This window comes from Paraburkholderia sp. J76 (assembly GCF_905220295.1).
Classification (GTDB): Bacteria; Pseudomonadota; Gammaproteobacteria; order Burkholderiales; family Burkholderiaceae; genus Paraburkholderia.
Genome location: NZ_CAJMZJ010000003.1, coordinates 368113 through 382849 on the forward strand (window position 1 = coordinate 368113; position 14737 = coordinate 382849).

Here is a 14737-nt window from a genome sequence, read left to right on the forward strand (position 1 = left end):
TGGAAAAAAGCCACGGTTTTGCCGTGGCTTTTTTACTGGTGCCCGCCCTTGAAGACTGAGGCAGCGGGCACGAGGTTCGCTACGTGGCGATCAGAACTCGTAACCGACCTGCGCGCGCACGCCTGTATCGCCCGTGCTCGTGACGGATACCGCGCCGTTCATGAGCCAGTGCATGCTGGGCGACCGATACGTCACGCCAACCGCCGCCGCGCTTTCGCCCTTGTAGTAGCCGCCGCCCGCTGCCACGACCGTGCGGCCGGGGCCGGACGGCGTGAGATTCGGCATGGCCATCGCGGCGGCAACGCCGGCATAGGCGTTCTTCGAAACCGTGTTGATCTGGCCTTGCACGTCCGCAATACGCTGATCGGTGTACTGCTGGCCTTGCGAGACTGCGTTGTTCAACTGGTTCACGTTAACCGCGTCCGTGCCTTGCGTGCCGGCCGCGACGTTGACGATCTGGCGCTCCGAACCGGCCGCGCCCACCGACACCGTGTTGTCGCGGTCCGCAACCGAATTCGCGCCGAGCGCCACCGCGTTGTTCGCCTTCGCGCTGGCCGAATCGCCAAGCGCAGTGGAGCTTGCGCCCGCCGCTACGGCCCCGCCGCCGAGCGCAACGGTTTGCGTGCCGGTGGCGACGGCCGCGGCGTGGGTCGAGTTCGTGGCCACGCCAGTGGAGCCGCTCGTGCTGATGTTCTGCACAGCCTGGTTGAGGCTGGCGAGCTGCTCGTTCGTGGCGTAGAGCTGCTGGCCGCTCACCGCGTCGGTGCTGTTCGCCGTCAGCGCGGCGTTCTGCAGGTTCGTGATCGCCACCGTCGAAGTCGCCCCCGAGCCGCCCAGCGTGACCGCATCGTGCGTGCTCGAATCGTAGTGCAGCGCGGCGGCGTCGGTGGGGGCAACGGTGGTGGCGGCGGCACCCGTGTCCTTGAGCGCCGCAATGTCGGTGGTGTTCTGCGTGATGCGGCCGTCGAGGTTCGAGATCGCCTCGTTGATCGAGCCCATCTGCTTGCCGCCGATCACGACCGGCTGCGCGGGCTGCATGCCGCTCGCCTGCAACGCGCTCACGCTCGAATCGAGCACGCCGAGCGCGTCGCCGACCGTGGTCTGCGTGCCGCCCTGCATGTGGTACACGGGTGCGGTGAACGAACCGTCGGCGTTGATCGCCGCCCCGCCGCCGAGTGCGCCCGTCACGCCGCGCAACTGCGCCACGTTGACGGCGTCGGTATCGTCCTGACCCGCCGCCATGTTGACGATGCGGCGCGTGTTGAGCTGGCTCTGCACGGTCGTGGTGGTGTTGTCGGGGTTGATCACGACGCGCTGCGACGTGCCGTCGCTGCCGACCGACACCGTGTTGTCCTTGTTGGCCACCGAGCCCGCGCCCAGCGCCACGGAATCGTTCCCGGTCGCGAGCGACTGAATGCCGAGTGTCGCGGCGCCGCCGCCGTCCGCTTGCGCGTTCGAGCCGATCGCCACGGTGCCCGCGCCGTTCGCGCGCGCCACATCGGTGGGCGGGGTCGAGCCGGTGGAATTGGCCGCGCCGCGGACCTGCGAGTAATAGGCCGCGGTCTTGTACGCGGCGCCGTTCGCATTCGCGAAATTGACGCCCGAGGCCGCGGGCGCCGCGGCAAGCATCGCGCCGGCCTTGAGCATCATCTGCGGCGTCGCGCCTTGCGGTCCGTTGCCGGATTGTTGCGCCACGATGTCGTAGACCTGCCCGACGGTCGCCGCGTCCGTATCCTGGATGCCGTTGGCGACGTTGCTGATGACGGTGCCTTTGGGAAGCCGGCCTTGGGTGCGGTCGCCGTTCACGAAGTACGGGCTGTTGCCGCTGCCGGGGTCGAGAACGATCTGGGCGTTGGCGGTGCCAGTCGAGTTCGGCACATAGAGGACAGCGGGATTGCTGACCTTGCCGTCCGCATCGGCGATAAAACCGCCCATCGGGTACGCGCCCGGATTCGTGGAGGCGGCCTGCGCGCCCCAGCCCGCCGTGGTGAGCGTATTGTGGATTTGCGTGATGTCGTTGCTGATGTTCGTGACCGAGGCGTTCACGCCGTAGAGTTGGGCGCCATTCACGGCGTCCGTGCTCGATGCGTTGACTGCCCCGGCCGCGACGTTCTTCAGCGCCACGGGCGTACTCGAACCCGCGCCGCCGAGCGTCACGGCGTTATGCGCGGACGAATCGTAGAGCACGGCGTCCCGCGTCGCGCCCGCGCTCAGGGCGTTGAGCGCCGAGCCGACGTCACTGTATGTGCCGCCGGAGATGACGTATTTGGGCGTCGTCACCGCGCCGTTGTTGCTCACGCTCACGCCCCCGCCCAGGTCCTTCGCGACACTCGCGCCCAAATTGTATAGCTGCGAGCCATTCACGGCGTCCATGCTATTGGAAGAGATCGTGCCCGGCGCAACATTGAGAATCTTAGTACCGCCAACGTTTACGCCGTACAAGGAAAACAGGTTGATAGCGCCGCCACGTGCCGTAACGCCGGACGAATCGACGTAAAGCGAACTGCTTCCCGAGAGGGTGGTGTTCGACGGTGCGGCGCCATACCAAAGTCCAGCATTCCAGTCGGCAGCCCAGACACCGCCGTGATCTGGCCCAACGCTGCCGCTCAAATACGCGATGTTATTGCCAGTAAAGTTCGTGACCGAACTCCCCCACATTTGACATCCTTTGATGTACGAGGTGTATCCAGCCTTGACGCAGTAGTCCACGCCATTGTATTCATAGCCTACATACGCTAGCGCCGTGCTCGCGTGAGCTGCGTCGGTTGTCAGAACGCCTAGCGTACCCAGCGCCGCCAGGCATAGTGACTTACCCGTAAGCCTTTTCGCTTTCTTCCTGCCCGATGCGTTTTCCTGCACGGCATTCCACGTCCCCGTGGTTTCATTCCAGACTGATCGGTAGGTCTTGTTCATTCGTTATCCTGATTAATTAAAATACCGTAGGCGTTAATTGTTGTCGGTATTCCTCACGCGCGAATCAGCCAGGGGTAGCGTGCCCAGACATGACGCGAGCTGCGAGAAAGATTTTCCATCGCGTGGAATGACCCCGCTATATCGTTTCCGCGTATAACGGTTCCGATAGAAAATCAGTCGAACTTTATTAATCAGGAGAGTAGACGAGTATCGGAGAACTCTGAAAACGGCACGGCGTTGGCGCGGACTGACTGAGGAATCTTATTTGGATCGCATTATTCGACAAATATATGAGAGTTATCTCACGCGTAACGCGTAAAACAGGGATTCCTCGTGGGGTAACCCAGCAAAAACAAAAAACCCGAAGCACAAACTGAGCTTCGGGTTTTCCACTTCGTGGCAATGGCGTTAGCCGGCTACTCCTTCGCGCCGCCCTGGAACCACGCGGCGATCTTCGTGCGCTCGTCGTCGGTCATGTGCGTGACATTGCCAAGCGGCATCGCCTTGAGCGTCACGGCCTGCTGATACAGCCGCTGCGCGTTCTGCGAAATCTCGGCGGGCGTATCGAACATCACGCCGGCGGGCGCGGCGCCCATCAACGTCGGATGCGCGGAGTGGCACGCGGCGCAGCGCTGCTGCAGGATCGGCTGGATGTCGGCGATCTTGACGGCCGGCATATTCGCGGCTTCGGCTTGCGGCACGACCGGGCGCGGCAGCGTCCACACCAGCGCGACGAACATCAGCGCCACGCCGCCGATCGGCAGATACCAAAGCTGCTGGCCGCGATGGCGCATCACGAAGAACTGGCGAATCAGCGCGCCGGCCAGCATGATGACCACGAGCACCGCCCAGTTATAGGCGTGGGCGTAGGTCATGGCGTAGTGGTTCGACAGCATCGCGAACACCACGGGCAGCGTGAAATAGGTGTTGTGCACCGAGCGCTGCTTGCCGCGCTTGCCGTAGATCGGGTTCGGCACTTCGCCCTTGAGCATCGCGGCGACCATCTTGCGCTGGCCCGGAATGATGACGAAGAACACGTTGGCCGACATGATCGTCGCGAGCATGGCGCCCATGATGAGATACGCGGCGCGGCCCGAGAAGATATGGCAGGCGAGGTAGGCGGCGATCACGACATAAATGCCCACGCACACGCCGAGCAGCTTGTCCTTCGTGCCGAGCAGGCGGCACAGCGAGTCGTAGACGATCCAGCCTGCGGCGAGGAAGCCGAGCGCCGAGAAGATCGCGACGACCGGACCCATGTCGAGCACGTTCTTGTCGATGAGATACGTGTTCGGCGCCATGAGATACAGCACCGTGAAGAGCGACGCGCCCGAGAGCCATGTGGTGTAAGACGGCCACTTCGACCAGTGCAGGTCGTCGGGCATTTCGGGCGGCGCCACCGTGTACTTCTGCATGTTATAGAAGCCGCCGCCGTGCACGTGCCACAGTTCGCCGAACACGCCGCGGCGGCGCTGGTTCGGGTCCGTAGGCGGTTTGAGGCTGTTGTCGAGCGCGACGAAATAGAACGATTCGCCGATCCAGGCGATCGCCGCGATGACGTGGAACCAGCGCAGCGCGAGGTTCAGCCAGTCGGTAATAAAGCCTTCCATGAAACGTCTCCAGTCCTGATGCATTGCGCGCGCGAAAAGGTCCGCGCGAACTGCGGGGGTAGGCGCAAGGGGCTCGACGCGCTATGCGTGGCCTGTGCCGCCGTTGTTGTTGGTATGAATCGAATCGACGCGAAAAAAAGCGCCGCTCAGCTTCCGCGATACGTGCTGTACGACCACGGCGAAACGAGCAGCGGCACGTGATAGTGCGCCGCGGCGTCGGCAATGCCGAAGCGCAGCACCACGCGGTCTACGAAGCGCGGCTCGGGCACCTTCGCGCCGAGGGCGGCGAAATAGTCGCCGGCGTGGAACACGAGTTCGTATTCGCCCGCCACGAGCGATTCGGCTTCGAGCAGCGGCGCGTCGCAGCGGCCGTCGTCATTGGTGGTCACGGTTTTCAGGGCGCGTCGCGCGTCGCCCGTGAGCGCAAATAGCTCGACCTTGATGCCCGCGCCGGGACGGCCGTTCGCGGTGTCGAGCACGTGGGTAGTCAGCTTGCCCATTCGCAGTTTTCCTTGTGAGTGCCTGGTGCGATTGCGAGGTTTCAGCGGCAGCTCTCGATCCCATGCATGATGCATTTGCGGCGGATCGAGGCTCCACGTCAGTGGCTACATACCCGTCGGCGGATCGAAGCGAGCGCCGTGAACGCATTTTAAGAACGATCGCCCCCGCCGCGCGCGAGCGATAGGAAAGATAAATCTTCGAGCATGAGGGTACGCCCTGGGTGCCGCCTCGCCGCGCGCACGCATTGCGCCCTGGATTCGCGCGGTCCTTGTTTGCATCGTAGCGGCGCCAAAAATCGACCTTTATATGCGTAGCCAAAATGTGGGTATCGCAGCGGCGCGAATTGCCACGACTATTTTGGTTGCGGATCGTAGAGGCCATGCGCAGCGCGTGCTGCGCGTCCCGAAGACGGCGGTGGACGCCGGGTAACCGGGCCAGCGGCGTCCTCGTCGGGACGCGTCGGCACCGGGCGCCTGGGCGACCGGCATGGCCGGCGGGTGAGGCGAGGGCGTCTGGTTCACACGCCGCACGGGCGCACAGCGATGACAACGCGCTCGCGGCGGAACGACAACGGAGCGAACAAAGACGATGGAACGCACACTCGCGCAGGGCCAGGACCCGCAACAGCCAGGCAAGACGTTGCTGCTGAAGAACGCGGACATGCTGGTGACGATGGACGGCGCGCGCCGCGAGATTCGCGGCGGCGGCATCTACGTGGAAGGCAACCGCATCGTCGCGGTCGGGCCGACGGCGGAATTGCCCGCCACGGCCGACGAGGTAATCGACGCCAGCGGCCATCTTGTGACGCCGGGCCTCGTCAACACGCATCACCACATGTACCAGAGCCTCACGCGCGCCGTGCCGGCTGCGCAGGACGCCGAACTGTTCGGCTGGCTCACGAATCTCTACAAGGTGTGGGCGAACCTCACGCCCGAAATGATCGAGGTTTCAACGCTCACGGCGATGGCGGAACTGCTGCTCTCGGGCTGCACGACGTCGAGCGATCATCTGTACATCTATCCGAACGGCAGCCGTCTGGACGACAGCATTCGCGCCGCGCAACGCATCGGCATGCGCTTTCATGCGAGCCGCGGCAGCATGAGCGTGGGGCAGAAGGACGGTGGCTTGCCCCCCGATTCGGTGGTCGAGCGCGAGGACGCGATTCTCGCCGACACCCAGCGCCTCATCGAGACGTATCACGACGAGGGCCGGTACGCAATGCTGCGCGTCGTGGTGGCGCCATGTTCGCCCTTCTCGGTGAGCCGCGACCTGATGCGCGAATCGGCTGTGCTCGCGCGGCATTACGGCGTGTCGATGCACACGCATCTGGCCGAAAACGTGAACGACATTGCTTACAGCCGCGAAAAATTCGGCATGACGCCCGCCGAGTATGCCGAGGATCTCGGCTGGGTAGGCCGCGACGTATGGCATGCGCACTGCGTGCAGCTCGACGAGCACGGCATCGGTCTGTTCGGCCGCACCGGCACGGGCGTCGCGCATTGTCCGTGCTCCAACATGCGGCTCGCCTCGGGCATCGCGCCCGTGAAAAAGATGCGGCTCGCGGGCGTGCCGGTCGGGCTCGGCGTGGACGGCTCGGCGTCGAACGACGGCGCGCAGATGGTGGCGGAAATGCGTCAGGCCATGCTGCTTGCACGCGTGGGGTTCGGGCCCGACGCCATGACGGCGCGCGAAGCGCTCGAAATCGCGACGCTGGGCGGCGCGCAGGTGCTGGGCCGCGACGACATCGGCGCGCTCGCACCCGGCATGGCGGCCGACTTCGTGGCGTTCGACCTGCGCCAGCCGCTTTTCGCGGGCGCGTTGCACGACCCCGTCGCGGCGCTCGTGTTTTGTGCGCCCGCACAGGTCGCGCTGAGCGTGATCGGCGGGCGCGTGGTCGTGAAGGAGGGCGTGCTGCAGACGGTGGAGCTTGGGCCGGTCATCGAGCGGCACAACCGGCTCGCGGCGCAGCTCGTGCAGATGGCGCGTTAAAGCGGAAGGCGGAGGCGGAAGGCGGGCGCACGGTGGCGCCCGCGTGACTCAAGGCTTGTCGATCAGCGTCTTCGTCGCTTCCGCGATGAGGCTGCGCAACCAGCGTACTTCGTCCGAGTAATGACAGCGTTCGTGCCACAACTGGTAGTACTGCATCGGCGGGAAGTCGAGCGGCGCGGGCACGACCGTGAGCGGCAGGAAGCGCGCGTAGTGGTCGGCGAAAAGGCGCGTGGTCGTAAAGACGAGGTCCGACTTGACGAGCACGTATGGCGCGAGATTGAAGTACGGGAGCGTGACGACCACGTGGCGCTTGAGGCGCTCGCGCGCGAGGTGCACGTCGATGGCGCCGCGCTGGCCCACGGAGTAGGGCGTGGGCGCGAGGTGCGGCGCGTTCAGATACTGGTCGAGCGTGAGCCCGCCGCGCTTGGCGAACGGGTGCGTGTTGCTCATCAGGCAGACGATCTGGTCGACGAACAGGTTCGAAAGGTGAAGCTGCTCGGGCGGCTCGGGCCAGTTGCCGATGACGATGTCGAGCTTGCCTTCCTCGAGCGCGAGTTCGTAGTCGAACGCGGGTCCGAGCGAGTGGAATTCGAGCGTGGCGTTGGGCGCGGCCTGCCGAAAGCGCTCGACCACGGTCGGCACGAACAGGACGTTCAGATAGTCAGGACAGCCAATCCTGTAACAGCGGATGGACGTGGCCGGATCGAAGTTGTGCTGCTGGAAGCGGATGCGCTCGATCTCGCGCAGCGCGTTCTGTACGGGCTCGAGCAGGCGCAGGCCGTACTCGGTCGGCACCATGCCGGACTTGCCGCGCACGAGGAGCGGGTCGCCGGTGATGTCGCGCAGACGCCGCAACGCCGCGCTGATGGCGGGCTGCGACTGATTGAGCTTGACGGCCGCGCGTGTCACGCTGCGCTCCATCAGAAGCGTATGCAAGACGCGCAAGAGGTACGTGTCGATCGCCTCGCGTTGCTGACTCATGAACTCTCCGAATTATATGTTCTGGCTGATCGATCAGGCTTGGGGGTATATCGTTTTTAATATGGACAAAAAGTGGCGTCAAGCGAGGCTTACCCCAAGGCTCGCTCGCTGGGTTGCGCGGCCAGCCCGTGCAGCAAGGCAACGGCGAATTTTGGCGGCTCGACCTTCGCAGGGCTAACGGGTATCGTCACCCCCGCACGGCGGCGCACAGCGCGTCGCCGCGACGGCTGGCGTCAAACGGATAGCAATAACGTACAACGGCGGAACCTCCATGGGCGATTCTTCTTCAGGTCAGTCAGCGCTTGCGCAGGACGGCAGCGGCGTGCCGCGCCTCGCGCTTGCCGGCATCACGAAGCAGTACCCGGCGGTGCGCGCGAACGACGACGTCACGCTCTCGGTCGCGCCCGGCGAAATCCATGCATTGCTCGGCGAGAACGGCGCGGGCAAGAGCACGCTCATGAAGATCGTCTACGGCGCGGTGCGCCCGGATGCGGGCGAGATCCGCTGGGAAGGCCACGCGGTCGAAATCGCGAATCCGGCCGCGGCGCGCAAGCTCGGCATCGGCATGGTGTTCCAGCATTTTTCGTTGTTCGAAACATTGACCGTTGGCGAGAACATCGCGCTTTCGCTCGACGAACCGTTCGACCTCAAAACGCTCGGCAAACGCATTCGCGAGGTGTCGGCGCAATACGGCCTCGACGTCGATCCGCAGCGCCACGTGCATAGCCTCACGGTGGGCGAGCGCCAGCGCGTGGAGATCGTGCGCTGCCTGCTGCAGAACCCGCGTCTTCTGATCATGGACGAGCCGACTTCGGTGCTCACGCCGCAAGCGGTGCGCAAGCTGTTCGGCACGCTGCGGCGCCTTGCATCAGAAGGCTGCAGCATTCTCTACATCAGCCACAAGCTCGATGAAATCCAGGAGCTTTGCGATACGGCCACCGTGCTGCGCGGCGGCCGTGTCACAGGCCGCGTCATTCCGCGCGAGGAAACGCATGCCTCGCTCGCGCGGCTGATGGTCGGGCGCGAACTGCCCGGCTACACGCGGCGTGCGCACGCCCCCGGCGACGTGCTGCTCGAAGCGAAGCACCTGTCGATGCCGAGCGACGATCCGTTCGGCACGTCGCTCAACGATGTCTCGTTCAACGTGCATGCGGGCGAGATTCTCGGTATTGCGGGTGTGTCGGGCAATGGTCAGGCGGAATTGCTCGCGGCGCTCTCGGGCGAAGCGCAAGCGGTGCGTCACGGCGTGAGCGCCGACGCCGTGAAGATTTGCGGTAAGTCTGCGGGCCGGCTTTCGGCGGGCGCGCGGCGCAACCTCGGCTTCGCGTTCGTGCCGGAGGAGCGGCTAGGGCGCGGCGCGGTGCCGGCCATGTCGCTCGCCGAAAATGCGTTGCTCACGGCGCACCGCGAAGGCATGGTGCGCTCGGGCTGGCTCAGGACCGGCGCGATGCGCGCGTTCGCGCAGCGTTGCATCGGCGCGTTCGACGTGCGCTGCGGCGGCCCGGACGCGCTCGCGCAAAGCCTTTCGGGCGGCAACCTGCAGAAGTACATCGTGGGCCGCGAGATTCTCCAGGCGCCGAAGGTGCTCGTGGTCGCGCAACCCACCTGGGGCGTGGACGTGGGCGCGGCGGCGTTCATCCGTCAGCAGTTGCTCGATCTTTCGGCGCGCGGCGTTGCGATACTCGTGATCTCCGAAGAGCTGGAAGAGCTTTTCGACATCTGCGACCGCATTGCCGTGCTTGCGGGCGGGCGCCTTTCGCCCGCGCGTTTGACGGGCGAGACGAACGCCGAGGAAATCGGCCGCTGGATGGCGGGCCTCTTTGGCGAGCGCGCCGATCGCGCAGACGGGGGCCGCCCGAACGGCGAGCCGCCCGCGCAGAGCGTGGCGAACGCCTGAGGCGCGACGCATAAAAACATAGACCACCCGACCGACCACCGACTTCACGACCATGATCTTCCCGTACCGACTCGAAGCCCGCACGACGCCGTCGCGCACGGTGCGCATCGCCGTGCCGCTCATTGCGGCGCTGCTCACGCTCGCTATCGGCTTCCTGATCTTCGGCCTCGTGGGCCGCGATCCCTTGCAGGCCATGCACGCGTTCTTCATCGAACCGCTCTCGAGCGTCAACGGCTGGTCCGAACTCCTGCTCAAGGCCTCGCCGTTGTGCCTGATCGCGCTCGGTCTCGCGGCGGGGTATCGCGCGAATGTGTGGAACATCGGTGCGGAAGGGCAGATGGTGCTGGGCGGCATCGCGGCAAGCGGCGTGGCCATTTACTTCGATCAAGCCACGGGCTGGTGGATTCTCTTCCTGATGATGTTCGCGGGCGTGCTGGGCGGCATGGCGTGGGCGGCGATTCCGGCGTGGCTCAAGAGCCGCTTCAACACCAACGAGATTCTCACGAGCCTCATGCTCACCTACGTCGCCACGCAACTGCTGATCTGGCTCGTGAGCGGCCCATGGCGCGACCCGCAAGGCATGAACTTTCCGCTCTCCGAAATGTTCAGCGGCGACGCGCTTTATCCGACCTTCGGCGGCGACTGGCGCATCCATTGGCTGCGCGGCACGCGCCTGAATGCATCGATCTTTTTGACGATCGCGGCCGTTCCGCTCGTGTGGCTTTTCATGCGCCGCAGCTTCGCGGGCTACCGCATGAGCGTGGGCGGCCTCGCGCCGCTCGCCGCGCGCTATGCGGGCTTTTCGGAGAAAAAGACGATCTGGACGTCGCTCCTGCTTTCTGGCGGCCTCGCGGGCCTGGCGGGCATGGGCGAGATTGCCGGTCCCATTGGCCAACTGCAGGCCACGTGGTCGCCCGGTTACGGTTTTACGGCGATCATCGTCGTGTTCGTGGGGCGTTTGCATCCGGTCGGCATCGTGCTCGCCAGCCTCTTGATGGCGCTGCTTTATCTGGGCGGCGAAGCGGTGCAGACATCGCTGCAACTGCCGCAGGCGCTCTCCGGCGTGTTCCAGGGGCTGCTGCTTTTCTGTCTGCTCGGCGCGGACTTGTTCGTGAACTACCGCGTGCGCCGCCATCATCCGGTCGCGGCTGTGAACTGACCGGCGCTATCCAGAGAACAACGAACGAGGCCACACGACATGGATATCCAGCAAGCCAGCTCGCTCGCATCGAGCGCCGTCACCGCCGCCATCCCGCTCATGTTTGCGGGTGTGGGCGAACTCGTTACCGAGAAGTCGGGCGTGCTCAACCTCGGCGTGGAAGGCATGATGCTGATGGGCGCCGTGACGGGCTACGCGGTCACGACCATCACGGGCAATCCGTGGCTCGGCCTCGTTGCGGGCATGGCCGCCGGCATGGCGATGTCGCTGCTGTTCGGCTTTCTCGTGCTCACCATGCTCGCCAACCAGGTCGCAACGGGGCTTTCGCTCACGATTTTCGGCGTCGGGCTTTCGGCGTACGTGGGCAAGCCGTACACGTCGGCCGCAACGTCGGCGACCATTTCTGCGTGGCCCATTCCGGGGCTCTCGCAACTGCCCGTGGTCGGGCAGGCGTTCTTTAGCCTCACGCCTGTCGATTACCTTGCGTTCGTCATGTTCGCCGTGGTCGGCTGGTTTCTCTATCGCACGCGCGCCGGGCTCGTGCTGCGCTCGGTGGGCGAGTCGCCATACGTCGCGCATTCGGTGGGCTTTCCGGTGATCGGCGTGCGCTACGGCGCAACGGCCTTCGGCGGCGCGATGGCGGGGCTCGCAGGCAGCTATTACTCCGTCGTGCAACTGCATTTGTGGCAAGAGCAGATCACCGCGGGGCGCGGCTGGATCGCGCTTGCGCTCGTCGTGTTCGCGACATGGCGACCGGGGCGCCTCCTGATCGGCGCGCTGCTGTTTGGCGCGGTCACGGGCGCGCAGTTTTACGCGCAGGCCGTGGGCGTGCCGGTGCCCACGCAGTTCCTCGCCATGCTGCCGTACGTTGCGACGATCGTCGTGCTCGTGCTTATTTCGCGCAACCCGAACACGATCCGCCTGAACGCGCCGGCTTCGCTAGGCAAGCCGTTCTTTGGGGCCGCCTAGGTGGGGCCGCCCAGGTGGGGCCGCCCAGGTGGCGCGGCGTGAGCAATAAACCTATGCATACCTGATTAATCGAATTCGCAGCCTTACCCGTTCACGACAGGAGATCCACGATGAAAAAAACCATCCTGACCGCATTCGCCGTCGCCGCCACGTGCGGCACGGCGGCTCTCGCGCCTGCGGCCCACGCCGCCGACGCGCCGGGCGTCGCGTTCGTCTATCTCGGCAATCCGGGCGATGCCGGCTGGACCTTCGCGCACGATCAGGGCTCGAAAGTCGCCGAGCAGAAGTTCGGCAACAAGATCAAGATCACGCGCGTGGAAAACGTGCCGGAGTCGGCGGATTCGGAGCGCGTGTTCCGCGACCTGGCGAACAAGGGCAACAAGATCATCTTCGGCACGAGCTTCGGTTATCAGGACTTCCAGTTGAAGGTGGCGAAGGATTTCCCGGACGCCGTATTCCTGCACGCAACGGGCTACAAGAAGGCGCCGAACTTCGGCACCTATGACGTGCGCATGTATCAGGGCGCGTATCTCGCGGGCGTGGCGGCGGGCTACGCGACGAAGACCAACACGCTCGGCTTCGTCGCCTCGGTGCCGATTCCCGAGGTCGTGCGCAACATCAACGCATACACGCTCGGCGCGCGATCCGTGAATCCGAAGGTGCATACGAAGGTCATCTGGATCAATAGCTGGTTCGATCCGGGCAAGGAGAAGCAGGCCGCCGAAACGCTGATCGGCCAGGGCGCCGACGTGCTGCTGCAAAACACCGATTCGAGCGCCACGCTCGCCACCGCCGAAGAAAAGAAGGTTCACGCGTTCGGGTGGGATTCGAACATGAAGAAGTTCGGCCCGCATGCGCACCTGGGCTCCGTTGAGGCGAACTGGGGCGTGTACTACGTCGCCGCGATCCAGCAGGTGCTCGACGGCAAGTGGAAGAACGACCCGGTGTGGTGGGGCATTCCGCAGAAGGCCGTCGATCTGGGCGACGTCAACACGTCCGAGCTTTCAGCCGACGCGCAAAAAACCGTGGCCGCGAAGCGCGATCAGATCGCGAGCGGCAAGTGGGACGTCTTCACGGGTCCGATCAAGGATCAGACGGGCGCGGTCAAGATTCCGGCGGGCAAGACGCTGACCGACCCGGAACTGCAACGCCTGAACTGGTACGTCGAAGGCGTGGACGGCTCGCTGCCGAAGTAAGCATGGCTCGACCGCGCTCGCCGCCTTTACGGCGAGCGCGAGCGCATTCTTCGTACGATTTCGACATGCGCACGTAAAGCGGCTGCGTGCAGCCTTCGAGGCTCGCGCAGCCGTTTCGCCCTGATTTCGCCCTGATCGCGCCGACGCGGTGCGAAGCCGCGCCGTATCAGTCGTCGATGCGGATGCCTACCTTGATCGTGACCTGCCAATGCGAGATCTGATCGTTCTCGATCAGTCCGCGCGTTTCCACGACCTCGAACCAGTGCAGGTTGCGCAGCGTCTTCGACGCCCGCGCAATGGCGCAGCGGATGGCTTCGTCGCTCGATACCTTCGACGAACCGGTCAGTTCGATCTGCTTGTAGACGTGGTCGCTCATGGCAGTGTCTCCTCGGGAGCGCGCGCGGCGTGGGCGCGTCAATCGAGTATAGGTAACGGACCGCACGCCGGCGCAAACGAGAACGGGTCCAGCGCCGGTTATGATGGCGCCTCGCGTGAAGCCGAGCATCGAGCATGCCCGGCAACGGTTGAGGCAGGAGACGAAGAATATGAACGAGCAGGTATTGGGTTTTTGCGGACCCGGATTGATGGGCGCGCCGATGATCCGTCATTTGCTGCGTGCCGGGCATGCGGTGCGGGTGTGGAACCGCTCGCTGGCGAAAGCCGAAGCGCTGGTCGCCGATGGCGCGCAAGTGGCCGCGACGCCCGGCGAACTGGCGCGCCAATGCGACGTGGTGTTGCTGTGCGTCGCCGATGCGGCGGCGGTCGAGCAGGTGGTGTTCGGCGAGCACGGGCTTTTAGCCGGCGCGCCCGGCGAGGGCGTGCGCGTGCGCCGCATCGTCGATCATTCGAGCATCCCGCCCGACGCGACGCGCAGGCTCGCAGAGCGCGCGGCGGCCTTCGGCATGGGTTGGGTCGACGCGCCGGTCTCGGGCGGCGTGGCGGGCGCGCAGAACGGCACGCTGGCGATCATGGCGGGTGGGGCGGCGGCCGACGTCGAAGCCGTTACGCCGATTCTCGCCGCCTACTCGGCGCGCGTGACCCACATGGGCGGCGCGGGCGCGGGCCAGACCACCAAGCTGTGCAACCAGGCGATCGTCACGGCCACCGTCGCGGCGATTGCCGAAGCGGTGAGCCTCGCCCGGCGCAGCGGCATCGACGCGGCCAGACTGCCCGATGCGCTTGCGGGCGGCTGGGCCGATTCGACGTTGCTGCGCACGTTCGTGCCGCGCATGACGCAAGACGGGCTCGAACCCATCGGCGCACTCAGGACATTCCAGAAAGACGTGGATACCGTCGCCGCCGCAGCCGCTCAGACCGGCACGCCCATGCCCGTGGCGGGCACCGTCCAGCAGTTGCTGCGTCTGGCGGCGGCCATGGGCCTCGCGCAGGCCGACTTTTCGGGTTTTATCGACGTGCTGCACACGCCACGCACCGGCGAGCCGTGAACGGATCGAGCCCCCGCTTACTCCACGCAGCCGATGCGGCCCCGTTGTAACCGGCGCGCACGGCGGCCTTCACATTC

The 14737-nt window shown here is 65.3% G+C and carries 11 protein-coding genes; 6 read left to right on the forward strand and 5 right to left on the reverse strand.

Annotated elements, in window-relative coordinates:
• Positions 1–90: 90 nt before the first annotated feature.
• The 3 genes from U5768_RS08250 to uraH all read right to left on the reverse strand — a co-directional run bounded on the left by U5768_RS08250 (position 91) and on the right by uraH (position 5023).
• Positions 91–2913 carry a YadA-like family protein gene (locus U5768_RS08250; RefSeq protein WP_322029878.1) on the reverse strand — a complete coding sequence of 941 codons (2823 nt, stop codon included), beginning with the start codon at positions 2911–2913 and terminating at the stop codon, positions 91–93.
• A gap of 416 nt (positions 2914–3329) precedes the next feature.
• A complete protein-coding gene (locus U5768_RS08255; RefSeq protein ID WP_322029879.1) occupies positions 3330–4523 on the reverse strand; it encodes a urate hydroxylase PuuD in 1194 nt (397 codons plus the stop codon).
• 146 nt (positions 4524–4669) lie between these two features.
• Positions 4670–5023: a hydroxyisourate hydrolase gene (gene uraH / locus U5768_RS08260; protein ID WP_322029880.1), complete on the reverse strand. Its 354-nt coding sequence runs from the start codon at positions 5021–5023 to the stop codon at positions 4670–4672.
• A 589-nt stretch (positions 5024–5612) separates the two neighbouring features.
• On the opposite strand from uraH, the gene U5768_RS08265 reads away from it, so the two are divergent.
• Positions 5613–7013, forward strand: a complete 1401-nt coding sequence (locus U5768_RS08265) for an 8-oxoguanine deaminase (RefSeq protein WP_322029881.1) — start codon at positions 5613–5615, stop codon at positions 7011–7013.
• 48 nt (positions 7014–7061) lie between these two features.
• Here U5768_RS08265 and U5768_RS08270 read toward each other — a convergent pair whose 3' ends face one another.
• On the reverse strand, positions 7062–7994 hold the full coding sequence (locus U5768_RS08270) for a LysR substrate-binding domain-containing protein (RefSeq protein WP_158757707.1): 933 nt from the start codon (positions 7992–7994) through the stop codon (positions 7062–7064).
• Positions 7995–8265: 271 nt separating this feature from the next.
• On the opposite strand from U5768_RS08270, the gene U5768_RS08275 reads away from it, so the two are divergent.
• The 4 genes from U5768_RS08275 to U5768_RS08290 all read left to right on the forward strand — a co-directional run bounded on the left by U5768_RS08275 (position 8266) and on the right by U5768_RS08290 (position 13215).
• Positions 8266–9891, forward strand: a complete 1626-nt coding sequence (locus U5768_RS08275; protein ID WP_322029882.1) for an ABC transporter ATP-binding protein — start codon at positions 8266–8268, stop codon at positions 9889–9891.
• A gap of 52 nt (positions 9892–9943) precedes the next feature.
• Complete coding sequence (locus U5768_RS08280; protein ID WP_322029883.1) at positions 9944–11050, forward strand: ABC transporter permease; 1107 nt, start codon at positions 9944–9946, stop codon at positions 11048–11050.
• Positions 11051–11089: 39 nt separating this feature from the next.
• On the forward strand, positions 11090–12019 hold the full coding sequence (locus U5768_RS08285; protein ID WP_322029884.1) for an ABC transporter permease: 930 nt from the start codon (positions 11090–11092) through the stop codon (positions 12017–12019).
• Positions 12020–12129: 110 nt separating this feature from the next.
• On the forward strand, positions 12130–13215 hold the full coding sequence (locus U5768_RS08290; RefSeq protein WP_322029885.1) for a BMP family ABC transporter substrate-binding protein: 1086 nt from the start codon (positions 12130–12132) through the stop codon (positions 13213–13215).
• Between the two features lie 166 nt (positions 13216–13381).
• Here U5768_RS08290 and U5768_RS08295 read toward each other — a convergent pair whose 3' ends face one another.
• Positions 13382–13591: a dodecin gene (locus tag U5768_RS08295; RefSeq protein WP_322029886.1), complete on the reverse strand. Its 210-nt coding sequence runs from the start codon at positions 13589–13591 to the stop codon at positions 13382–13384.
• Between the two features lie 169 nt (positions 13592–13760).
• On the opposite strand from U5768_RS08295, the gene U5768_RS08300 reads away from it, so the two are divergent.
• Complete coding sequence (locus U5768_RS08300; RefSeq protein WP_322029887.1) at positions 13761–14660, forward strand: NAD(P)-dependent oxidoreductase; 900 nt, start codon at positions 13761–13763, stop codon at positions 14658–14660.
• Positions 14661–14737: the final 77 nt, after the last annotated feature.

Excerpts from the sequence above, each read along its gene's own strand:
- U5768_RS08250 (WP_322029878.1), bottom strand. The coding sequence starts at position 2,913 with ATGAACAAGACCTACCGATCAGTCTGGAATGAAACCACGGGGACGTGG.
- U5768_RS08255 (WP_322029879.1), bottom strand. The coding sequence starts at position 4,523 with ATGGAAGGCTTTATTACCGACTGGCTGAACCTCGCGCTGCGCTGGTTC.
- uraH (WP_322029880.1), bottom strand. The coding sequence starts at position 5,023 with ATGGGCAAGCTGACTACCCACGTGCTCGACACCGCGAACGGCCGTCCC.
- U5768_RS08265 (WP_322029881.1), top strand. The coding sequence starts at position 5,613 with ATGGAACGCACACTCGCGCAGGGCCAGGACCCGCAACAGCCAGGCAAG.
- U5768_RS08270 (WP_158757707.1), bottom strand. The coding sequence starts at position 7,994 with ATGAGTCAGCAACGCGAGGCGATCGACACGTACCTCTTGCGCGTCTTG.
- U5768_RS08275 (WP_322029882.1), top strand. The coding sequence starts at position 8,266 with ATGGGCGATTCTTCTTCAGGTCAGTCAGCGCTTGCGCAGGACGGCAGC.
- U5768_RS08280 (WP_322029883.1), top strand. The coding sequence starts at position 9,944 with ATGATCTTCCCGTACCGACTCGAAGCCCGCACGACGCCGTCGCGCACG.
- U5768_RS08285 (WP_322029884.1), top strand. The coding sequence starts at position 11,090 with ATGGATATCCAGCAAGCCAGCTCGCTCGCATCGAGCGCCGTCACCGCC.
- U5768_RS08290 (WP_322029885.1), top strand. The coding sequence starts at position 12,130 with ATGAAAAAAACCATCCTGACCGCATTCGCCGTCGCCGCCACGTGCGGC.
- U5768_RS08295 (WP_322029886.1), bottom strand. The coding sequence starts at position 13,591 with ATGAGCGACCACGTCTACAAGCAGATCGAACTGACCGGTTCGTCGAAG.
- U5768_RS08300 (WP_322029887.1), top strand. The coding sequence starts at position 13,761 with ATGAACGAGCAGGTATTGGGTTTTTGCGGACCCGGATTGATGGGCGCG.